17 protein-coding genes and 1 pseudogene are annotated in these 21882 nt (G+C 40.6%); 4 read left to right on the forward strand and 14 right to left on the reverse strand.

All coding sequences use genetic code 11. The features are described 5' to 3' along the window. Positions 1-1119 (reverse strand): citrate synthase, encoded by a 1119-nt coding sequence (locus YYK_RS05190; RefSeq protein WP_012028268.1) that lies wholly within the window; start codon positions 1117-1119, stop codon positions 1-3. Continuing rightward, entirely contained in the window at positions 1116-3785 is a 2670-nt protein-coding gene (gene acnA / locus YYK_RS05195) for an aconitate hydratase AcnA (RefSeq protein WP_012027165.1), read from the reverse strand. Before acnA ends, YYK_RS05190 begins: the two co-directional genes overlap by 4 nt. Before the next feature lie 386 nt (positions 3786-4171). Here acnA and nrdH point away from each other — a divergent pair, with 386 nt between their 5' ends. Genes nrdH through nrdF form a run of 4 tightly spaced genes read left to right on the forward strand, consistent with a single transcriptional unit; the run spans position 4172 to position 7808 of the window. After that, on the forward strand, positions 4172-4390 hold the full coding sequence (nrdH, locus tag YYK_RS05200) for a glutaredoxin-like protein NrdH (protein ID WP_012027166.1): 219 nt from the start codon (positions 4172-4174) through the stop codon (positions 4388-4390). Between the two features lie 32 nt (positions 4391-4422). Next, positions 4423-6582 carry a class 1b ribonucleoside-diphosphate reductase subunit alpha gene (gene nrdE, locus YYK_RS05205; protein WP_012027167.1) on the forward strand — a complete coding sequence of 720 codons (2160 nt, stop codon included), beginning with the start codon at positions 4423-4425 and terminating at the stop codon, positions 6580-6582. Positions 6583-6627: 45 nt separating this feature from the next. After that, positions 6628-6822 (forward strand): hypothetical protein, encoded by a 195-nt coding sequence (locus YYK_RS05210; protein ID WP_012027168.1) that lies wholly within the window; start codon positions 6628-6630, stop codon positions 6820-6822. 26 nt (positions 6823-6848) lie between these two features. Beyond that, complete coding sequence (gene nrdF, locus YYK_RS05215) at positions 6849-7808, forward strand: class 1b ribonucleoside-diphosphate reductase subunit beta (RefSeq protein WP_002936057.1); 960 nt, start codon at positions 6849-6851, stop codon at positions 7806-7808. Positions 7809-8243: 435 nt separating this feature from the next. Here nrdF and YYK_RS05220 read toward each other — a convergent pair whose 3' ends face one another. The 12 genes and pseudogenes from YYK_RS05220 to YYK_RS05280 form a co-directional block, all read right to left on the reverse strand. Continuing rightward, the gene (locus tag YYK_RS05220; protein WP_012027169.1) at positions 8244-9245 is read right to left on the reverse strand and encodes a LacI family DNA-binding transcriptional regulator; all 1002 of its coding nucleotides are present in this window, start codon (positions 9243-9245) and stop codon (positions 8244-8246) included. A gap of 96 nt (positions 9246-9341) precedes the next feature. Further along, positions 9342-11318 (reverse strand): heparinase II/III domain-containing protein, encoded by a 1977-nt coding sequence (locus tag YYK_RS05225; RefSeq protein WP_012027170.1) that lies wholly within the window; start codon positions 11316-11318, stop codon positions 9342-9344. A 259-nt stretch (positions 11319-11577) separates the two neighbouring features. Beyond that, a pseudogene (gene hylA / locus YYK_RS09950) lies at positions 11578-15096 on the reverse strand (hyaluronate lyase). 96 nt (positions 15097-15192) lie between these two features. Next, positions 15193-15501, reverse strand: coding sequence for a preprotein translocase subunit YajC (locus tag YYK_RS05240; RefSeq protein WP_012027175.1), 309 nt, complete (start codon positions 15499-15501; stop codon positions 15193-15195). Between the two features lie 6 nt (positions 15502-15507). Then, positions 15508-16323, reverse strand: coding sequence for a PTS system mannose/fructose/sorbose family transporter subunit IID (locus YYK_RS05245; RefSeq protein ID WP_002936073.1), 816 nt, complete (start codon positions 16321-16323; stop codon positions 15508-15510). Next, complete coding sequence (locus tag YYK_RS05250; RefSeq protein WP_002936077.1) at positions 16310-17086, reverse strand: PTS mannose/fructose/sorbose/N-acetylgalactosamine transporter subunit IIC; 777 nt, start codon at positions 17084-17086, stop codon at positions 16310-16312. Before YYK_RS05250 ends, YYK_RS05245 begins: the two co-directional genes overlap by 14 nt. A gap of 18 nt (positions 17087-17104) precedes the next feature. Next, positions 17105-17596 (reverse strand): PTS sugar transporter subunit IIB, encoded by a 492-nt coding sequence (locus YYK_RS05255; protein WP_012027176.1) that lies wholly within the window; start codon positions 17594-17596, stop codon positions 17105-17107. Between the two features lie 9 nt (positions 17597-17605). Beyond that, a complete protein-coding gene (locus tag YYK_RS05260) occupies positions 17606-18796 on the reverse strand; it encodes a glycoside hydrolase family 88 protein (protein WP_012775184.1) in 1191 nt (396 codons plus the stop codon). An 11-nt stretch (positions 18797-18807) separates the two neighbouring features. After that, complete coding sequence (locus YYK_RS05265; protein WP_012027178.1) at positions 18808-19242, reverse strand: PTS sugar transporter subunit IIA; 435 nt, start codon at positions 19240-19242, stop codon at positions 18808-18810. A gap of 286 nt (positions 19243-19528) precedes the next feature. Continuing rightward, positions 19529-20170: a bifunctional 4-hydroxy-2-oxoglutarate aldolase/2-dehydro-3-deoxy-phosphogluconate aldolase gene (locus tag YYK_RS05270; RefSeq protein ID WP_012775185.1), complete on the reverse strand. Its 642-nt coding sequence runs from the start codon at positions 20168-20170 to the stop codon at positions 19529-19531. A gap of 10 nt (positions 20171-20180) precedes the next feature. Then, positions 20181-21182: a sugar kinase gene (locus YYK_RS05275; RefSeq protein WP_012775576.1), complete on the reverse strand. Its 1002-nt coding sequence runs from the start codon at positions 21180-21182 to the stop codon at positions 20181-20183. A 16-nt stretch (positions 21183-21198) separates the two neighbouring features. Then, positions 21199-21840 carry an RpiB/LacA/LacB family sugar-phosphate isomerase gene (locus tag YYK_RS05280; RefSeq protein ID WP_012028272.1) on the reverse strand — a complete coding sequence of 214 codons (642 nt, stop codon included), beginning with the start codon at positions 21838-21840 and terminating at the stop codon, positions 21199-21201. Between the last annotated feature and the right edge of the window lie 42 nt (positions 21841-21882).

Genomic DNA, 21882 nt, shown 5'->3' on the forward strand with positions numbered 1-21882 from the left:
TTACCTCTTTCCAATCGGGATGTAAACCAAATTCCTACCACCTAAGTAGGAAGAGCGCGGACGAATCAATTTATTATTTTTCCGTTGTTCCTGGACATGTGCAATCCACCCCGCCATACGGCTCATTGCAAAAATCAATGTAAAAATATCACTATCAATACCTAGCACATGGTAAACTGTCGCCGAATAAAAATCTACGTTTGGAATTAAACCTTTTTTGGTTTTAATAAAGCTTTCTACTTCCTCTGACAATCTATAAAACGCTTCATCGTCTGTTCCGAATGTCAAATCACGCGCCATCTCCTTCAAATACTCTTGGCGAGGATCAACCGTTTTATAGACTCGATGGCCAAATCCCATAATTTTTTCCTTCGAATCCAGCTTCTTCTGCAAATATCTCTCGGTATCACCACTCTCACGAATAGCCAACAACATGTCAAACACTCGTTCATTTGCACCACCATGCAATGAGCCTTTCAGAGTCCCAATTGCCGTGGTGACACAAGAATATAAATCCGTTAACGTTGATGCCGTGACACGCGCAGCAAAAGTAGATGCATTCAATTCATGATCAGCATGAAGCACCAAAGCTTTGTTAAACGCTTTGATTTGTAAATCACTCGGCTCCTCACCATTCAGCATATAAAGAAAATTCGCCGCAAAACCCAGATCAGACCGCGGTTCAATTGGAACCAATCCGCGTCTCAACCGAGCAAATGTTGCAATAATCGTCGGAACCTTGGCCATAATCTGAATAGATTGTTCATACAAAGCTTCTAACGAATTCTCTTCAGCGTGTACATTATATACTCCAAGGAGAGATACTGTCGAACGCAACACGCTCATTGGATGCAAATGTCGCCGTGATTGAATCAGAATACATTGCTCTACCGCATCTGAAATCGCATATTCTTTTCGCAGGCTTTTCTCAAAATAATTTAATTCAATCTGAGTTGGCAAATGCAGGTTCCACAGAAGATAGATGACTTCCTCAAAAGAAGCGTTATTCTCCATCAGTTCAGCGATGTCATACCCTGCATAGGACAAGCGGTCATTTTCAATTGCACTGATTCGCGTATCACAGGCAATCGCATCTTTTAACCCATTCGTTTCTGTCATACCTTTCCTCCTAATTTCTTTCTTACTACCATAGGTAAAATACCTCCGTGGCGATAATAACGAATATCCGCTTCTGCATCAAACCGCACCAGAGCTTGAAACTCCTTTGTAACATCGTCTGTTTGCGCATGGACTGTTACAATTTGACCAACACCGACATCTTCTGGCAAATCAATTGTATAGCTTTCATGTCCAGTCAAGCCAAGACTTTCTGCCGACTGACCTTCTAAAAATTGTAAAGGAAGAACACCCATCATCACTAAGTTTGAACGGTGAATCCGCTCAAATGACTCAGCAAGAACAGCCTTCACACCAAGTAAACTTGAACCTTTCGCTGCCCAGTCACGGCTTGACCCCATCCCATAGTCTTTACCAGCAATAACAATACTACCGACACCAACTTCCTTATATCTCATAGCCGCATCATAGATAGGAAGAATCTCTTCGCCAACTCTTGTCCAACCACCAATTTTTCCATCTGCCAGCTCATTCTTTATACGAATATTTGCAAAAGTCCCACGTATCATGACTTCGTGATTTCCACGACGACTTCCATAAGAATTAAAATCCTTATAAACAATGCCATTCTCTTCGAGATAACGAGCGGCTGGACTCAATCGTGCAATATTCCCTGCCGGGGAAATATGATCTGTCGTTACAGAATCGCCAAATTTAGCCAAAACAGATAAATTTTCCAGTGGTTTTATGGATAAATCTGCCTGCATGTTGTCAAAATAGGGCGGATTTTGAATATAGGTAGAAGATGAATTCCAATTGTAATTCTTATTTATTTTTGTTTCAATCGCATTCCAAGCCTGACTATCTGTAAATACCTGTTGGTATTCTTCCTTATAAAGGTCACGAGTCACATAACGCTCAATGTAGTCGTCTACCTCCTCACGACTTGGCATAATGTCCGCAAGGTAGACAGCTTGTTGCTTCTCATCATACCCCAGCGGATCCCTTGTTAAATCTACATTCATATTTCCCGCAATAGCATAGGCAACTACAATCGGTGGACTCGCTAAGAAATTAGCTTTTACCAACGGATTAATCCGTCCTTCAAAGTTACGATTTCCAGATAATACCGCAGAAACCAATAAATCTTCTTCCTTAATCGCCTCCGCCACTTCAGGACACAGATCACCTGAGTTACCGATACAAGTTGTACAACCATAACCAACCAAATTGAACCCTAAGGTATCTAGATAGGTCTGCAAACCTGATTTTTTCAAATAGCCAGTCACTACTTTTGAGCCTGGTGCCAATGACGTCTTGACCGTCTTAGAAACTGCCAAACCTTTTTCTACCGCATTTTTCGCCAGTAATCCTGCCGCCAAAAGGACATACGGATTGGAGGTATTTGTACACGAGGTAATCGCCGCAATAGCAACATGACCTGTTTGAATTTGCTCATCTCCTTCAACATACTTAACCGAGGCTGTTTTATCTAACTCTGCTTCCTCCAAACCAAATCCACGCACGCCTACTTCACGTATTAAACTAGCCTGAAACTCTGCTTTTGCATCTGTTAATTCTATCAAATCCTGTGGTCTTTTAGGACCAGAAATAGATGGGACTACTGTCGATAAATCCAATTCTAAAACCTTGCTATAAGACGGAAAACGTTCAGCATCATAGAATAAATAATTAGCCTTAGCATAGGCTTCTGTCAACTCCACGTGCTCCTCCGAACGGTTGGTCAATCTCATATAATGTAAAGTTTCTCCATCGATCGGGAAATAGCCACAAGTCGCACCGTATTCTGGAGCCATATTGGAAACAGTTGCTCGATCCGCTAATGTAAGAGAAGATAAACCTGGTCCAAAAAATTCGACAAACTTCCCAACTACATTTTCCTGACGTAGAAGTTGAGTGACCTTAAGCGCCAAATCCGTTGCAGTGGCAACCTTAGGCAATTGCCCATCTAGGCGAACACCAATCACCTCAGGAACGGGAAAATAAGATGCTTCACCCAACATTGCAGCTTCCGCCTCAATACCACCTACACCCCAACCAAGTACACCAATACCATTAATCATGGTCGTATGACTGTCTGTACCAAACATAGAATCTGGATAAAGCAAACCATCCTTGTTGATAATAACATCGCTTAGAAATTCAATGTTTACCTGATGGATAATTCCTGTTGCTGGAGGCACAGCGCGATAATTTTCAAAGGAATTCTCTGCCCATTTCAGAAATTCATAGCGTTCATTATTTCTTTCGAACTCTAAGGCAATATTTTTCTCCAGAGCATCTTCAGTCCCAAAAAAATCAACTTGAACAGAGTGGTCGATGACTAAATCCACTGGAATTTCTGGGTTAATCAATTCAGGGTTTCCACCTGCTTTCACCACCGCATCACGCATGGAGGCTAAATCTACCACAACAGGAACACCTGTAAAATCTTGCAAAATAACACGACTAGGTTTAAAAGGAATTTCCCCTTTAGGAGAGGCAGCCTGATAATGAAGCAACTCCATTATGTGATTTTTTGTAACATCCACACCATCTTCTTTTCTTAAAAGACTCTCTAATAAAATACGAATAGTATAGGGAAGTGAATGAATATCCACTTTTTCTTCCATTGAAATCGACTCCAATGCATAATATGAATATTCTTCCCCTTTATAAAACAAGCGCTTTCTCTGTGTTTTTTCCATATTTTATAACCTCTTTCGACATTATTGAATAGTATAGTACAAAAGGTAATATATATTCAATACATGTATAACCATAAATGTTATATTTTGTAACATCGTTTATTTCCTTCAAAATATTATGACATTTGTAAAAAAGCTGATTTATACTTTACCGAGAGATTGTTAGGGTTATCAAACTAAATAGAAACAGCTATGTAAACGCTATTTTTCGACTTGGCAGCATTGGACGGATGTACAATATATGGTGTCTTATGAAAATATTGTGCACTATATTTTGTGATTTTAAATAAACTTCCTTCTTGACTTTAACCTTAAAATCTTGTATCCTAGATTGGTAACAAAATTGGGATTTTTTATTAATCCCTCATGGACAAAGGAGAAATTGAATGGTAACGATCTATTCAAAAAATGATTGTGTACAGTGTAAAATGACCAAGAAATTCTTGGACCAACATAGTGTAGATTATAAAGAAATCAATCTAGATGAACAGCCTGAATTTATCGATCACGTACAAGGTCTCGGTTTCTCAGCTGCACCTGTTATCGAAACTGAAAATGATGTTTTCTCAGGTTTTCAACCAGGAAAACTAAAAGCCTTGGTTTAACTCCCTACTGTTTATAGAAAGAGATTGCGACTATGAGTTTAAAAGAGCTAGGCGATGTGTCCTACTTCCGTTTAAATAACGAAATCAACCGTCCTGTCAATGGACAAATTCCTCTCCACAAGGACCAAGAAGCGGTTAAGGCCTTCTTTACAGAAAACGTCCTCCCAAATACCAAGCAATTTGATAGTATTTTAGACAAGATTGCTTATCTATTAGAAGAAAATTACCTCGAAAAAGAGTTTTTGGACCAATACAGTCCAGAATTTATCATCAAAATCGATCAATTCTTGAAAGACCAAAATTTCCGCTTCAAGTCTTTCATGGCTGCTTACAAGTTCTACAACCAGTATGCCCTTAAAACCAACGACGGGGCTTACTACTTGGAAAGTATGGAAGATCGCGTTCTCTTCAACGCCTTGTATTTTGCTGAGGGCGACGAAGAATTAGCACTAAACCTGGCCAACGAAATGATTCATCTTCGTTACCAGCCAGCAACACCGTCTTTCCTCAACGCAGGCCGTGCCCGTCGTGGTGAGTTGGTATCGTGTTTCCTCATTCAAGTCACTGACGATATGAACTCGATCGGACGTTCTATCAACTCTGCTCTGCAATTGTCCCGTATCGGTGGTGGTGTTGGTATTTCCCTTAGCAACTTGCGTGAGGCAGGTGCTCCAATCAAGGGCTATGAGGGGGCAGCTTCTGGGGTTGTTCCTGTTATGAAACTCTTCGAAGACAGCTTCTCCTATTCTAACCAGCTTGGGCAACGCCAAGGGGCTGGTGTCGTTTATCTTGATGTTTTCCACCCAGATATTATTTCCTTCCTTTCGACTAAGAAAGAAAATGCCGATGAGAAAGTTCGCGTGAAGACCTTATCACTCGGTATTACTGTTCCTGATAAATTCTACGAATTGGCACGTAAAAACGAAGATATGTACCTCTTCAGCCCATACTCAGTTGAGTTGGAATACGGTGTCCCTTATAGCTACCTTGACATCACAGAAAAATACGACGAGTTGGTAGCAAACCCACGTATCCGTAAGACAAAAATCAAGGCACGTGACTTGGAAACAGAAATTTCCAAACTCCAACAAGAGTCTGGCTATCCATACGTTATCAACATCGATACAGCTAACCGTAGCAACCCTGTTGACGGCAAGATTATCATGTCAAACCTCTGTTCGGAAATCCTTCAAGTTCAAACACCAAGCATTCTTAATGATTCGCAAGAATACTTGAGCATGGGTACTGATGTTTCATGTAACCTCGGTTCAACCAATATCGTTAACTTGATGAAGTCGCCTGATTTTGGACGTTCTGTCCGTACCATGACTCGTGCTTTGACTTATGTCACAGATCATTCACACATTTCAGCTGTACCATCTATTGAAGCAGGAAACAGTCAAGCGCATTCAATCGGTCTTGGAGCTATGGGACTTCATTCTTACTTGGCTCAGAACTTGATTGATTACGGTTCAAAAACTGCTGTAGAATTTACCAACATCTACTTCATGCTCCTCAACTACTGGACTTTGGTAGAATCAAATAACATTGCCCGTGAACGCAAGGCAACCTTCCATAATTTTGACAAATCAAAATACGCAGACGGCACTTATTTCGATAAATACGTGACCGGAGACTACCAACCACAATCTGACCGTGTCAAAGAACTATTTGAAGGAATTTTCATTCCAAGTGGACAAGATTGGGCGGAGCTTCGTGAAAAGGTAATGGCAGATGGTCTCTATCATCAAAACCGTCTAGCTGTTGCACCTAACGGTTCTATCTCTTATATCAACGACGTTTCTGCTTCAATTCACCCAATCACACAACGGATTGAAGAACGCCAAGAGAAGAAAATCGGTAAAATCTACTATCCAGCAGCTGGCTTGACAACAGAAACCATTCCATTCTATAAATCTGCCTACGATATGGATATGCGCAAGGTCATTGATGTCTATGCTGCCGCAACAGAACACGTTGACCAAGGTTTGTCCCTCACCCTCTTCCTCCGCAGCGAGCTCCCAAAAGAACTCTATGAATGGAAAAAAGAGAACAAACAAACTACACGTGACCTCTCTATCCTTCGTAACTACGCCTTCAACAAAGGTATCAAGTCTATCTACTACATCCGTACCTTTACCGATGACGGCGAAGAAGTCGGCGCAAACCAATGTGAAAGTTGTGTAATCTGATTTACAGACTAAAATAAAGCTATTCAATATTTCTGGAGGTTTTTTATGTTTGGATTTGGTAAAACAAAACAAGAAAATAAAAAATTAAAAAGAGAAAATAACGTACTAAAAAAAGCTTATTCACAAACTAAAAAAGAAAATAATAAGCTCAAAAAAACGAGCGACCGACTAGCTGCGGATGGATTACGCCACGGTAGTCCTGAAGCAGGAAAATACTTAGTCGGAAAACGCAAAAAATAATTATTGATAAAACGAAAGAAAGTAATATGGAAACCTACTACAAAGCCATAAACTGGAACGCCATTGAGGATGTTATTGACAAGTCAACTTGGGAAAAGTTGACTGAGCAATTCTGGCTCGATACACGTATTCCTTTATCAAACGACTTGGATGACTGGCGTAAACTTACTGCTGAAGAAAAAGACCTGGTTGGTAAGGTCTTTGGCGGATTGACCCTCTTGGATACCCTTCAATCTGAAACAGGTGTCCAAGCCCTCCGCAATGACATTCGCACACCCCATGAAGAAGCTGTTTACAACAATATTCAATTCATGGAGTCTGTTCACGCCAAATCTTACTCTTCTATCTTCTCAACCTTGAATACCAAGTCTGAGATTGAAGACATCTTTGAATGGACCAACAGCAACGAATATTTGCAACGCAAGGCAAAGATTATCAATGAAATCTACGAAACAGGTACACCACTTGAAAAGAAAGTAGCCAGCGTATTCCTTGAAACCTTCCTCTTCTACTCTGGTTTCTTCACGCCACTCTACTACCTTGGGAATAACAAACTGGCCAACGTTGCAGAAATCATCAAACTGATTATCCGTGACGAATCTGTGCACGGTACCTACATTGGCTACAAGTTCCAGCTTGGTTTCAATGAATTATCAGAGGAAGAACAGGACAAACTTCGCGACTGGATGTACGACCTGCTCTACCAACTTTACGAAAATGAAGAGGGCTATACACGCTCCCTCTATGATGCAGTTGGCTGGACTGAGGAAGTCTTGACTTTCCTTCGTTACAACGCCAACAAAGCCCTCATGAACTTGGGACAAGATCCACTCTTCCCAGATTCAGCAGATGATGTCAACCCAATCATCATGAACGGTATCTCAACCGGTACATCTAACCACGACTTCTTCTCCCAAGTCGGTAACGGCTATCTTCTTGGTGAAGTGGAAGCTATGACAGATGATGATTATTTATATGGGTTGTAGATCTTAGGAAAAATATCATTTCTATTTTTCCGTTTTATAGTCATTTTGTTTATCTTTGACGTGAGGCTGGGCAAAAAGCCCAGCGCCACTTCTTAGAGTTCGTGTCAACATCTCAGCGCAGTGGTTGATTGGCGGATTTGTTCGTGTTTTACACTCTAAATCCAACCTAATCAACTGTGCGGCACTCCAGTACTGTCTGCGGCTCATTGCCTAGTACTAAAAGACTATAGAAATCTGTTGAGTTTAAAATCGTATATAATGTTAATATATCATCTCGATGAGATTGGCATAAAAATAGGAATTCTCCCACCAGTTAAGGGAAAATTCCTATTTTTTGTATATATTAGGCGATTCAAGGAGGGTTTCAGTGAGCTCTCAATCAGAATATTCTACTTCGTTCTGCTCCTCTTCCTAAGAAGTAAAATTTGACTTAACTTAGAATGTAGAATCTTTCCAATGAACTGTGCAATCTAAAACCTGTTGTCGTCCCACTTGGTTTCCGCCCTCAATCTGATTGATCAGCATCCTTGTTGCCTGACACCCTTCTTCAAAGGCGGGTTGAACAATGGTAGAGATAGTAGGGGATGAAAAATTTGTCCATTCAGTATTGTCAAACCCCAAAAGACCAACCTGAGGAAAGTCATATTTAAGTTCTTTCATAGCATTAAAAACTAAAGGTAACGCCCAGCAATTCGGAACGAATACTAGGGTCTTTTCCTGAGGATTTACCACCCCTTGAAGAAAACATTTAATTTCCTCTATGTCCGTATTTTCATCTGCAATTGTTAAATCTTGATAACTTTGTTTACAATCTAACAGAGCATCCATAAACCCTGTAGCTCGTTCAATCCGTGTACTTAAGCGACTAATGTCAGCTGTAATAAGAATAAATTTTTGATAACCATTTTCTACACATAGTTGAGTTGCATCATAGACAGCATCATAATTATTTGTCTTAATCCAACTGGTACGGTGTTCGTAAAGCTGACTATCAAAGAAAACCATATGCTTTTTCTTATCCTCAATAATGCGCGAATATTTTCTAAAATGCGATGTCGGCTGAATAATAAAACCATCTACACCCAACATCAGCATACTCTCAATATACTTATCTTCGCTTTCTTGATTGTAATTGCTGTTTCCGATGATAACTTGATAGCCACTCTTATGCGCTTCTTCTTCTATACCTTTGACAATTTGATTGGAAAATGTATTTGTAATATCACCAATCAATACTCCAATCAACTTAGTATTTTTTGAATTTAGGCTCCGCGCAACAACGCTGGGTTTATAGTCTGTTTCGCGAATGACTCTCTCAATTCTTTCGCGTGTCTCTTTGGACATCTTTTCATATTTACCATTTAAGTAAAAGGAAACTGTTGTTTTTGAAGTCTGAGCCAGTTCTGCAATATCTTTGATGGTAAACTTCTCTGACACCTTACCGATACCTCCTTTAGTTACTTTATTCTATCATACTATCCGTACTTTATCAGTTATTTTGCACAGAAATGACTGTATTTTTTTCTGTCCCTTCTAATTTTTGAGTCGGACAACTTGTCTCTTATCCCTATCCACTACTAAGCACTTACCTCTCAACTTATAACCAGCCACTTGAAGCAATTTCTCTCCCTTACATATATCATTATCAGAAACCACTAACAGAATATTCAGTCCCTTTCCTTGACAGCTAAAAGCCAAACCGCTTTCTATCAAATGATAGTCTGTTTGGTAAACTGGCAATTGCTTGACACGAATTGCTTCATCTGCTAATAGAGTAAATGTAACTAATCTATCTTGAAAACTCTCTTTTTTGACCAGTTTATTGGTCTCTACTAGTTGGTTGTATCGAGGAGAACGCACGGTTTTCTGGATTTCAAAATCCTTTTGACTATATAGCCGAAGATCATTTAACCGCTCTTCTCCAATCTTGACTCTTTCATCTAAAATCAATTGACTGATCAACTCATGCTGGCCTGAGCAATCAACGCTATCCACTATCAGCAATAAATCGCCTCCAACCATAAGGAGCTGTCGTTTATGCCAGTAAGGCAAGCCTTGGCTGGTCTGAGCCTGATAAATGCCCTGCATCCAATGACAGTGTTCAAAACCCTTATAACTGTGACTAATAAACTGAGGATACGTGTCATATTCCCATGAACCCTTTATCTGCCCTGGAGCATTGTCATCAAGGATACAAGTGCTGTGAGCCCAAGCGCTTTTAAGCAAGTAGCGCTCCTCGCATTCACGGTAGCTGAAACGACCGCTGTCAATTACGATTGGTTGTCCTTTGTGGTAAAAGCACAAGCTATTTTGGTCAGAGTGGCTGTGGGCACTTCCCATGGGACCGGCCTTGAAACATAAATAGCTGTCCACTTCTTTGACAATACTGTGACCGGATTCAGAAAAATGCTGTCCCCCTGACGAGCTGGATTGAGCGGTCAAGTGTTCAAATATGCGCAAGCCATTTTCTCCGACCAAGAAGAGAACGCCTAAATCTAGCTTGGAATTATCTACTAGGTAGGTGCCATCTTCAAAGAAAATCGCAGTCATCTGTAAGATGTCAGAAGTACAATGAACATCGCTATCGCCAAGAGCCACACTTTTGCCATCTGGCCCCGTCATCTGTAAGACATAGTCTGCCATTTTTTTCAAAATAGATGTCCACTGTTTTCGATAATCTGGCAAGCTGAAAGCTAGTCCTAGCAAGAGTTTATAAACTTCCACATGGTAGAGAAAAGACTGCTCAAACTGAGTTCCATCTTCCAATATCTGAGTTTGAATTTGCTCTTCGATTTCCTGACGAGCAAAATGGTGAAGCTCTACTAAATCCACCTGATCGCCGATATAAGCATGGGCCAAGAGCATTGCGCCAGTCTGGAAAATTCCCCAATTACTCAACGTATCTTTGGCACGGTAATGACTGTGAAGGTAAGATAATTGTTTTTGAATGGATACTAACAGTTGGCTACGCTCAGCTTCACTTAGTCCGCCCCAATCAATTAAAAATGGGAGAATATTGAGCCAGCTTAGACAGCGGATAGCCGTATCTAAGGTGCGACTGCTCGTTCTTTTAGGATACCAATCTGTCACTTGTTCTATCCAACTAAAGATAAACCGTTTAACCTGCTCCATGTAGCGCGAATCTTTTTCAACCAGATAGGCCAAAACTAATTTCCACAAGTATTCCTGCCGATTGAGCATAAAGGTCCATTCCTCATCCCCATGGCAGTCGGCTGTCCAGTCAAGAGGAGCAAGATGATACCCGACTGAACAAGGTTCCATATCCCAATTGTCTTCAAAGATAAAAATATCATTTAATAAATTTTGACAAGAAAGGAGAAGCTCTTTATAAGCTGCATCTTGTTGATTGAGAATATAGGTTTTGACCGACTCTGCTGACTGATTGGCTACTATTTTGCCGAATATTGTTTGCATAACAAGTCCTTTCTCTATCGCTTCTCCAAAAGAAGAGAGGCTGGGCAAAGCCCAGATCCACTCCTCAAAGTTCATATCAATATCTCAGCGCAGTGATTGATTGGCTTTAACAGTTCAGTGGACTGCTAAAGGTTGGAGATAGGAGTTCCAAAACAAATTTCAGCAATTCGTATTTCATACTCCGAATCTGATCTAATCAACTATGCGGGGGTGGGAGTGAAACAGTCTGGGGATAGACTGTTTCAGCTCAACAACTAGAAATAAAGACTTGTTGACGAACTCTTTTTTGACTAGTCGAGTTCTTTCCCGCTCCCCCTTCACCCACGAATTTCATTTAGGAGTGCGATCTGCGACACTTGAAATCCACCACTGCCCCCAAGGTTAGCAAACCTAAGAAACCAAGACCTAAACTTGCTTCTTCTCCTGTCTGGGGCAGACGGGGCTTACTCGACTTTGTTTTTTCGGCAGCATGATGAACCACTTGTTTCACCTCTGGACTTGGTTGGTTTTCCTTGAGTTGTTTTTCTTCTTTTTCTGTTTTTTCGACACTTCCAGTTTGTTTATCAGAACCTTCTGGCATAGTAACCTTCCAGACAGTGGATGGATAAGCCGCAGTTGGCTCCATCTCAACAGTCAGACTAGAACCTGCCTTTGTCAACTCAATGCCATTCTTTACGGTTCGGGTAGACGGATTGTAAAAGGCGATGCGATAGCCACCTTCGACTTTCTGAATGGTATACAAACCGGAATCTGTTAAGGTAATATCATCTGTCAGCTTGTAGGCTGTATCCGTGTATTTCACAACGCCCCAGACATTCTGTTCTTGGTCGTATACCACTTGCAAATCCCTGTCTTGATGAAGCAATTTCACACTAGCAGCCACCTGATTCACTTTTTCCATAGATTGGTTTGGAACAAGGACGTAAGCATAGTTACTTGAAGTCTGTGCATGTTCATGCCATAGGCTAACAAAGGAATTGCTCACTTCTTCTTTCGACTGGTTGTAGTTGATGTCACTCCATTTGCCAGTTCACTGGTCTAATTTGGCATAGGTCGGCAGTTGGTTCAAGAAGACGTAACCGATGGACTGGTTGTCCTTGCCATTGGTCATGTAAAAGGATTGAGTCTTATCTGTCACTACTTCTTTGGACAAATCAACTGGCTGGCCATTTATGTAATAGCTATATTTTTCTCCGGTCAAGAGTTTACGATTTTCAATCGTTGTCACGGCGCCTTGAGCAGATTGATGCTGTATATCAGTACCTAGGAAAACAATCTTATTTCCCAGAACAATCCAAGCCTTACGAGCAGTCAGACTATTGTTCCAGTTGTTGAAATTCATTGCAATCGTCGCTAAGCGGTTGCCTAACTGGCTTGCTCCAACAAAGTCACTTGCAAGAGTTACCTCGCCACTGCCATCTTCTCGTTTGTCCTTGGTCGTTGTCGTTCCCGGTAAGCGATACGGGTCAACTGTTGCCCAGTAGTGGTTACTGTAATGACTCAAATCATCATTGTAGAGGTAAACCATGCCATCTGCTGTATACCAACCCTTGCGGTTTTCATTGTTCATATCTTCATAGTTTTGAGTTTTAGAAGAGTACATAGACAAGGCAAAGGTAAAGCCTTCTTGAGCGCTTCGATAAACAAACTTATCCATATTGTTGAAGGCTGCAATATAATCTTTATCTACTTCAGCAGGGATTTGATTATCAGCTAAAAGCTTGTTGACCAAATCAATATCCTTATAGGATTTGAGGCTGCGGTAGCTGTCATAGAAGGTATCAGAGGTCAGCTGTGCCTTAACAAAGGAGAGAAGTTTGTTTTTTTGCTCAGGCTGAGCCGATTCTGCAATGCGGACCAAAGACCTTAAAATCTCCATAGCCTGAACATGTGATTCACCAGTTGCCCGACTGATGGAACGACCGCGGGTCATATCCATCAGTTCACCGCGAACCAATATTGGCATAAAGGCTTTTTCAATCCATTCATAAAGAATGTTGGTCTGTTCTTCCTTGAGGGCAAACTCCGTTGGCTGAATAACCGGTAGTAACTGTGAAAAACCTTCAATAAGGACATTTCCATACGCCCCTGTGTAGGCAACATTGGTGTGGTCGATAAAGGAGCCATCCTTGTAGAAGCCCTCTCCCTTATCTACAAATTTCATTATCGTTGTCAAACCTTGTGCACCAGCCCTCACACGGTCAGCATCTTCGCGAAGAGCACCTTCCAAGATGGCCACCTTGCTCAAATCCGTCTGATTACCGCCAACTGCTGGGACTGGATTGGTCAATGTTTTACGGATAGTGGTTGGATCTGGTACAAATTTTGAAATCGGTTTGGTATAGGTTAGAATCTCCTCCTGACTAAAGTAGGGATGCATGTAGATCAAGGTGTTGACAACCGCACGCGGAGTTCCAATTTCATAATCCCACCAATTCCCATCAATTGACTTATTTTCATTATAAACATTGGTGTAAAGCCAGTTCATTCCTTTTCTGACCAAATCGATAAGTGAGCGGTCGTGGTAATAGGCTGAGTCTGGATTCTCAACTACTTGAGCCATCTGCTCCAAGCGGCGATAGACCGTTGTCAGATGGCTGGATTTACTAAAGTCAATATCGTTGAAAATCGTTTTGCCCTGATTTGTTGGTTCAACCCATTTTTTAAGAGAAGAAGCTACGCCGGCATCTAAACGCCCTAGAAAGGCTTTCATCTGAGTATCGTTAGATTGGTAGCGTTTATTGGCTAAAGAAATATCTTCCCAGTTGTTCCTTAAGGTATCAAAGACTGTTGCTTGATGCTCCGTAACTGTCAGCTCGAAACTAGATAGTTTGGTGTCTTTATCATAAACATCTACCTGAGTCTTTCCAGCCGCAAGCGGACGAATCATATTTTTCTCTACTATGGCCACAGCCGCATCCGCAATCCGATAGGTCAGGTCTGGCCGAACAGGCAGGTAGACCTTGTTGCTGGCAAGACTTATTTGCCCTGTTTCAGGTTGGACAAGTTCTAGGCTTGGCTCTGGTGTTTCTGGTGTCTTTTCTACGTATTCGACCAGCGAGATGTTATCCAGCCAGGCTTGGCCGACACTATTCTCAAAAAACAGTTCCACCTTCAATTTACGAGTTTCCGGAGATACCGTCAAGATCTGCTCTATGTGCTCCGCTTGACTTCCATTTTTATAAGGTGTATAGGCAAATTCTTGTGGACTCAAGTCCTTACCTTCTGCAGTCAAACTACGCAAGCGAACACGAACACCGCTCCCTTTCAGGTCCTTGGTTTCTACATTATAGCTAAAGAGATAGCGCTTGTTAGGATCTACATCCACTGTTTGGTGCACTGCCACTCGATAGCTAGCTGTTGAAGAGATATGCAGCCGTCCCTCATCAATGCGAACCTGTCCGTTTTCTTTCTTCACATTTGCAGGAATCCATGTTTCCCAGTTTGTAGCTGCCGGATCTGCCCAATTTCCTGATGCTGCTGTTGTACTGGCGAACTCCCCGTTGGCTACTAGGTTCTTCTCTTCTTCTTTTGTCGCCTGAACAGCTTGCGGACTAGCAAGAGTTTCTGCAGCGGTGCTTGAAGGCTGGGTTTCTGTTGATGTAACAGGACTAACCTCAGAGCTGACCTCGCTTGTCATTACTGCTTCTGTCGTAAGATTAACTGCTTCTGTCGTTTCTGGAGTTGTTTCCACTAACTGACTGCTTTGTGGACTAGCTGTTTCTGTACTTGGCAGTTGATTGGCTGCAACCCTTGTTCCCAAGATAGACAGCGCGATAAGGGCGGAGCAGACACCCACCTTATATTTCCGGATGCCGTAATGCTGCTTGCTTTGACTGATAAAAAATCCCATTGGTGTTTCCTTTCCTTTTTATGCGGGGCAAAACAATGTCCCAGGGGTATAATTTTAATCCTGCAACCGCTTCCTTGCGGAGGCAAGAAAGAAGAACTACTTCGTAAAAAGTAGTTCTTTGGCTTTTCCCATAATCGACTCTTTTTCAACGTAAACAAGAACACCTTCTGCAATCTGCAATTCTACCAAGCTGTCTGTTAGTTTGATGATTTTCCCATGCAGCCCAGAGAAGAGGATAACCTCATCTCCAGCCTGTAAGGTTGATAAGTAGCGTTGGCGTTTTTCCAGTTGCTCCTCAAGTGCTTTTTGTTGTCGCTTACGATTGACATAAGAAGTGAGTACAGGAAGTATGGTCGATAGAGCTACTAAAATAATTAGTACATAGTAGAGAGTTTGTTGTTCCATAGGCGCTTATGCAAGGATGCCCAGCCAGCTACCCAAAATACCGATGATAACTGTCAGGATAACTAGTTTGTAGGTTGTCCATTTCTTGTTCTTGATGAGATAGTAAACCAAAATCGTAAACAAGGCTGGAAGCAATGCAGGGGCAATCTTATCGAGCATTCCCTGGATGGTCACAATTTTCTGATCTGCTCCTTCTGTCAATTCACCCGCCGCAAAGGTAATTGGCACCGAAATTTTTACAAAGGTTACTGCTAAACCAGAGATAACTGTCACACCGATGATATTGGCTACCTTAGAAATTGTTGCCATTTGGTCACTCAACTTATCAATCACGCTGGTACCAAATTTATAGCCATACAAACCAGTCAACAACTTGATAGAGGTCAAGATAATGTTCATTCCAAGGAAGAAAAGAATCGGTCCCATAACCAGTCCTTGACCTGCTAGAGAGGCAGCAATCGTAGATAAAAGTGGGGCTAATACAAATTGTGAAAGTGAGTCACCAATTCCTGCCAACGGCCCCATCAGAGCCATCTTAATCCCACGAGTCTCTTCTTCTGGGAGATCATTTTCTAACATGACCAAATGAAGACTAGTAATGAATGGAAGAAAATGTGGATTGGTATTGTAAAACTCACAGTTTTCTTCTAAAGCTTTAGTTAATCCTTCTTTGTCGTCACCAAAATGCTTCTTAAAAGCTGGATACATGACATTTGCATAGCCAATCCCTTGATAATTACTGTAATTGAAACCATTCTGCAAGAAGAAGGCCCGTAAAGAAGTGTTGAGATAATCTTTTTTAGTTAGTTTAGATCCAGTCATCGTGTGCTTCCTCCTGTTTCACTGCCACTTGTTCTGGTTTATTAAAGAATTCTTTAAGTGCAAAGATACTACCGACAATTGCGATACCAATTACAGGCAGTTGTAGATAAGCTGCACAAACATAGCCAAGCAATACAAACGGGATCAATTCTTTCTTAGCCATTACAGACAAAATCATTGCAAAACCGATAGCTGGAAGCATCTTACCTGCTACACTCAATCCGGTTAATAATACTGGTGGAATCATTTCAACCAATTTCAAAAGAGTATCCATTGAATAGGCACCCAAGAAACCAAGAGCAAATCCTAAAAAGGCGAAAGTAATCACTGTACCATTTGCAACACGTTTAAATTTAGAAAGGTTTCCTGCACGAAGATGTTTGATAGCTGATTCTGGAGCACCCGCATGTAAAGTATATGCTGAAGTTTGTAAGAATTGAATACCTACCGCAATAGGTGTTGAAAGTGCTAAAGCTGCTTCTGGTGTTACTTTTCCAGCACTTGTAATAGCCATCAAAGTACCAAAAATACCAGGTCCGATTGGATTTGGAGGAACGGTCCCCCCAGCACCAACACCAAATCCCATGTATGCCAGCTCACTGATAGCACCCATAGCTAAAGCCGTTGGTAGATCTCCTAAAATGATTCCGACCCCAAAAGAAAGCACGATACATCGGTTTGTGTAAAGCCCCAATAATAGACCGCTAAAACAGAAAGCTGTCCACAGACCAATAAGAGCTGCTTGAATTAGACTGATCGTCATGATAATTCTCCTTATTTTTTAAATATAATCCAATATATTAACTTCAACTGCCCCATCATTACCAGAAGGCGTTGTCTTTGTGTTGAAGCGAATCTTATAAACATCGTTCAACTCTCTCACTATAGCCTTATCTTCTGAACCAAAAAAGATAGACCGTGTTACTTGCATTTTTCCAGGCGCATTATGAATATTTCCAATATTTAATTCTGTGATTGGTACTCCCCCTTTAACCAAAGCTAGTGCATCTTGCAAATCTTTAATAACTAAGAAAATAGTTTGAGCAGGATTAGCCTTATGAATCACATCAATCACTTTCTGCAAAGAGAAGAAACGCATAGCTACTGAATCTGGAATAACCGTTTTCATTAATGTCTGCTGAATCTTATCTTCACTAACCTTATCATTTGCCACGATGACAGTATTACAACCTAAGGATTTAACCCATAGTTGTCCCTGTCCATGAATTAGTCGCTCATCAATACGAGCCATTACAATATTTGGTGTTGCCATTTTAACCTCCTACCAATATAATTCCCAATCTTTATAAAAACGAAGCAAAGCTTCTAAGTAATAATAATCGCCCCAAGTATTTCCTTCATTGACACCTTTTCCTGAATGCCAAGAGTAGACCCCATGTAAAAGCAATGGACGACCTGGAGCTAACTCACGATTAGCATAGTTATCAATCAAGGACCGTAGCATCGTGTGCATAGCATATTTATAAGTTTCCTTGTCCTCATCAACTTCTGGCAAATATTTAAGCATCTCGTGAATACCACAAACCGCTATTGCTGTCGCAGAAGAATCACGAGCGTGCCCACTACCATCATTAAAAATTAAATCCCAATAGGAAACGTTATCCTCTGGCAAACGATTAAGAAAGTAGTTGGTTACTCCTTTAAACAAATTTAAACATGCGGGATCTTTAATTTTACGGTAAGCTAACGGAATACCGTAAATACCCCAAGATTGACCACGCGCCCAGGAAGAGTCATCACTAAATCCTTGTCGGGTAACCCCTTTGAGCGGTTTTCCTGTTTCAGGGTCAAAGTAATAGGTATGAAATGTTGAAGCATCATCTCGAATAACTGTATTAACAGAAGCGTAGAAATGACTAAGAGCTACATCATAATATTTCTGCTCACCTGTCTCCTCATAAGCAAAGAAAAGTAATTGTAAATTCAGCAAACAATCAATAATCAACCGATAATCTTCTGCTTTACCAAGTTGCCCCCAGGCCTGAATAAAACCTCCCTTTTCTTGATAGCGCTCCATTAATTTATCAGCAGCCAAGAGCGAAGCCTCTAAAGCCTCTTTACTACCTGTCAATTTATAATCAGCTACCGTTGATGGTGAATACAGAAATCCCAAATCATGATGATCTAATTCAATTCTTTGTTTGACACGTTCCAAGAAAGATGTCGTATTCTTTTTTGCTAACGCTTTCATTTCATTGTTCAAAGAATACTCATGTCCTAACCAAAGCGCGCCCGTCCAAAAACCATTTGTCCACTCTGTATTATCCATCTTTGGATAATGGTTATCAAATGTGGCCGGAGTCGGGAACGATTCACCAAAATATTCACAATTGATAACAAGTTGTTGAATCGCCAATTCTATTGCAGCCACAACTTCTTTCTTACTCAATAGAGTGGAATTTCTAAACTCTCTTTTTTTAGCAATTGACTCAATCAAAACATCCTTAATCATGCATTTCTCCCTCATATACCATCTTCAAATAACTCTTCATCATGGTTATCCTCTGCTAACAGACTGACCGAATCAACGATTCCATCTTTAGAGGTGGTAATCAATTTACCAACCAATTGTTCTAAATCATCTGTTAACCGTGAAAAATTCGCTTCCAAAATCATCGCAAGATTTAAACCTGAAAGAACGACAACATTCTGCTCTTTCTGTTCTGTTGCTAATTCTACACTAACTTTAAAAGGCGTACCTCCTAGTAAATCAGTTAAAATCAAAACTTCTCTTTCGCCTAATATAGCTGATTTGATGCGTGCTTTTAGTTCTTGCGCCGACATTCCTTCACTAAAATCAATTGCCTCAATATTCTCCACCTCTCCTGCAATTAACTTTAGTGAAGTAAGAATCCCACTAGCAAACTGTCCATGAGCAACGACAATCACTTTAATCATAATTCTCTCCTTTTAACTTTACCGGTTTACCTACACTTTGTATTGTAGACTATTGACAACCACTTGTCAATAGATTTTATAAAAAAATGTAAGCGTTTTATATTTCGTTGGACTTTTATTTAAAAAATATTCTCCAGCTCCCTCTTTTCATAAACAGGAGTACCAAATATCTCCATGTTTCCGTTCAAAATTTCCCCTGTAACATCTCACTTTCTCCCACATTCAACCCCGTTGGAGGCAGGAGAAAGTGAAAACGTTAAAAATACAGTCCTTATTTTGAAATAAACTACTTCATCTTATCTCTAACACTTGTATAAGAGGACGCTAATTCTTGAATTGTACCGAACTCTCCTTTAGTAGCTAATTGATTAAATTCCCCACCGATACCAAGAACAGTTGCACCAGCGTTAAACCATTCTGAAACATTATTAAGCTTTACTCCACCGGTTACCATGATTGAAACATGCGGTAATGGTCCTTTGATTGCAGTAATGTAGTTTGCCCCCAAAACACTACCAGGAAACAGTTTAACCATTTCACAGCCTGCTTCCAAAGCATTTGTAATCTCCGTTAAAGTCATACAGCCCGGAAGATATGGCACTGCATAAAGATGACAGATTTTTGCAACTTCTATATTAAAAGATGGTGAAACAATATAACTTGCTCCTGCCATAATGGCTTGCCGTGCCGTTACTGAATCTAGAACCGTTCCAGCCCCAATTAAAACAGAAACATCATCTTTATGGCATCGACTAAGTTCTGTAATAATCATATTCGCGTCAGGATTTGTATAAGCAACCTCTATAGCTGTAATTCCTCCTGCAATACAGGCCTGTGCCGTCTTAAATCCGACTTCTTTGTCATCTCCTCTAACGACTACAACAAGCCCTTGCTCCTTCAATTTTGAAATAATTTGTGATGGACTCATTTTTTCTCCTTTATCGTATAATGTCATTTTTCCCCTCTAATAAAGACTCAACTTTTCTAAGAGATTGCCGCATGTGATCCCCTTCTATGCTACATTTATAAGTTCCACTAGCAACTGCAAAATCTAAAATAGCCTTTAACGACGTCCCCTCTAACAATTTATATAATGCCCCAGCAACAAACGCATCACCACTGCCAACACGTTGTAACACCTGAGTTTTCAATTCTTGAGAGCAACAAAATTCATCAGCCAATCCGTAAGCCTTATACAAATTTCTGCCTAGTTCATCTGTCTGCCTAATCGTATGGAAAATTGCTTGGAACTTATAGGCTTCCTTTAAAGTTTGCATCCGTTCTCTTATTGTATGGACAGTAGCCGTATCTCTTTCAAATAATTCCCAATCTTTTTCATTAGCCATAATAGGTTCCAGACCAAAACAATAGTCTGCATAGGTCGCAAATTGCGAGAACACTTTTTTTGCATCTCTTAATCCAATCATCTTAGAACGCCAATTAAGATCCATCGAAATCGGAATTTTACGACGCTTTGCTTCTTTTAATACTTGAACAAGCCATGCCCTAACAGCTGAACCAATAGCCACGGTGATACCACTAAAGTGAACCAACCCAACCTCTAAAAATAATTGTTCCATATCAAAATGATCGACTTGAATAGCTTCCAAACTAGACTGGCCACGATCATAGTAGACTTGACTAGAACGGCAACCAAATCCTGCTTCCATGTAGTATACCCCCACACGTTCCCCCTTACGTTGAACACTGGAAGTATCAATCCCTTTCCCATCTAAGAAATCTAAAAATCTATCACCTAGAGAGCCTTGTGGTAGTGCGGTCAAAAGCTTGGTTTCACATCCAAATCCTTGAAGATTACAAGCGACATTGATTTCTGAACCTCCAAAAAACACACGACTTTCTACACCATCTGTCAATTCTTGATAATTTGTTGGTGTAATGCGAATTAAAGGTTCACCAATCAGTAATACCTTCTTCATAACCGCCCCCCACTCTTTAACTTTCTAATACTGTTTTTAAATATGTTGCAATTGACTCGTCCTGACAGTTGGCAAAGAAATATTCTTGGAAATGTTCACCTGAAATAGTTTCTTTCAAAAAATCTTGATCAATTTCCTGAAGTACTGTCAGTAAGTCTTTATAGGTGACTGCTTTCATTTCATTCAAAATACGAGCATTTCGTTGTTCTGGAATAACGCGTTCACGGGGATATCCGCCCCCCATTTCCTCTGCAAACAGTCGCTCAAAAAGTAATTTGAGATTTAATTCAGCTCCCCAACCGAATCCCTTTGCAAATGGCAGAGACAAAGCATTTCCTCCATTTATCTGTGAAAAGAGGTATGCATCCGTCGGATCTACCGCGAAGCCACAAACTACCCCTGGAAAACTATTAGCCGCCAACATGGCACCTACCCCCGTGCCACAACCTGTAATAACAAAATCCGCTGCCTTACTAACTAGAAGGATTGAAGCCAACAGACCATTTTGTACATAAGTCAACTGACTTTCTCCCTCTTTACCATACATTCCATAGTTAAAAACATGATACCCTTTAGCATCTGTTACTGACTTCAATGTTTCAAAAATAAGACTATTTTTAGCAGCCTGACTATTTTCATTAATAAGTGCAATTTTCATCGTTTTTTCCCTTCTTATATCAAAATTTGTTAAATTTGTTAA

It is taken from the genome of Streptococcus suis S735 (assembly GCF_000294495.1).
In the GTDB taxonomy this organism is placed as follows: domain Bacteria; phylum Bacillota; class Bacilli; order Lactobacillales; family Streptococcaceae; genus Streptococcus; species Streptococcus suis.

Excerpts from the sequence above, each read along its gene's own strand:
- YYK_RS05190 (WP_012028268.1), bottom strand. The coding sequence starts at position 1,119 with ATGACAGAAACGAATGGGTTAAAAGATGCGATTGCCTGTGATACGCGA.
- acnA (WP_012027165.1), bottom strand. The coding sequence starts at position 3,785 with ATGGAAAAAACACAGAGAAAGCGCTTGTTTTATAAAGGGGAAGAATAT.
- nrdH (WP_012027166.1), top strand. The coding sequence starts at position 4,172 with ATGGTAACGATCTATTCAAAAAATGATTGTGTACAGTGTAAAATGACC.
- nrdE (WP_012027167.1), top strand. The coding sequence starts at position 4,423 with ATGAGTTTAAAAGAGCTAGGCGATGTGTCCTACTTCCGTTTAAATAAC.
- YYK_RS05210 (WP_012027168.1), top strand. The coding sequence starts at position 6,628 with ATGTTTGGATTTGGTAAAACAAAACAAGAAAATAAAAAATTAAAAAGA.
- nrdF (WP_002936057.1), top strand. The coding sequence starts at position 6,849 with ATGGAAACCTACTACAAAGCCATAAACTGGAACGCCATTGAGGATGTT.
- YYK_RS05225 (WP_012027170.1), bottom strand. The coding sequence starts at position 11,318 with ATGAACTTTGAGGAGTGGATCTGGGCTTTGCCCAGCCTCTCTTCTTTT.
- YYK_RS05240 (WP_012027175.1), bottom strand. The coding sequence starts at position 15,501 with ATGGAACAACAAACTCTCTACTATGTACTAATTATTTTAGTAGCTCTA.
- YYK_RS05245 (WP_002936073.1), bottom strand. The coding sequence starts at position 16,323 with ATGACTGGATCTAAACTAACTAAAAAAGATTATCTCAACACTTCTTTA.
- YYK_RS05250 (WP_002936077.1), bottom strand. The coding sequence starts at position 17,086 with ATGACGATCAGTCTAATTCAAGCAGCTCTTATTGGTCTGTGGACAGCT.
- YYK_RS05255 (WP_012027176.1), bottom strand. The coding sequence starts at position 17,596 with ATGGCAACACCAAATATTGTAATGGCTCGTATTGATGAGCGACTAATT.
- YYK_RS05260 (WP_012775184.1), bottom strand. The coding sequence starts at position 18,796 with ATGATTAAGGATGTTTTGATTGAGTCAATTGCTAAAAAAAGAGAGTTT.
- YYK_RS05265 (WP_012027178.1), bottom strand. The coding sequence starts at position 19,242 with ATGATTAAAGTGATTGTCGTTGCTCATGGACAGTTTGCTAGTGGGATT.
- YYK_RS05270 (WP_012775185.1), bottom strand. The coding sequence starts at position 20,170 with ATGAGTCCATCACAAATTATTTCAAAATTGAAGGAGCAAGGGCTTGTT.
- YYK_RS05275 (WP_012775576.1), bottom strand. The coding sequence starts at position 21,182 with ATGAAGAAGGTATTACTGATTGGTGAACCTTTAATTCGCATTACACCA.
- YYK_RS05280 (WP_012028272.1), bottom strand. The coding sequence starts at position 21,840 with ATGAAAATTGCACTTATTAATGAAAATAGTCAGGCTGCTAAAAATAGT.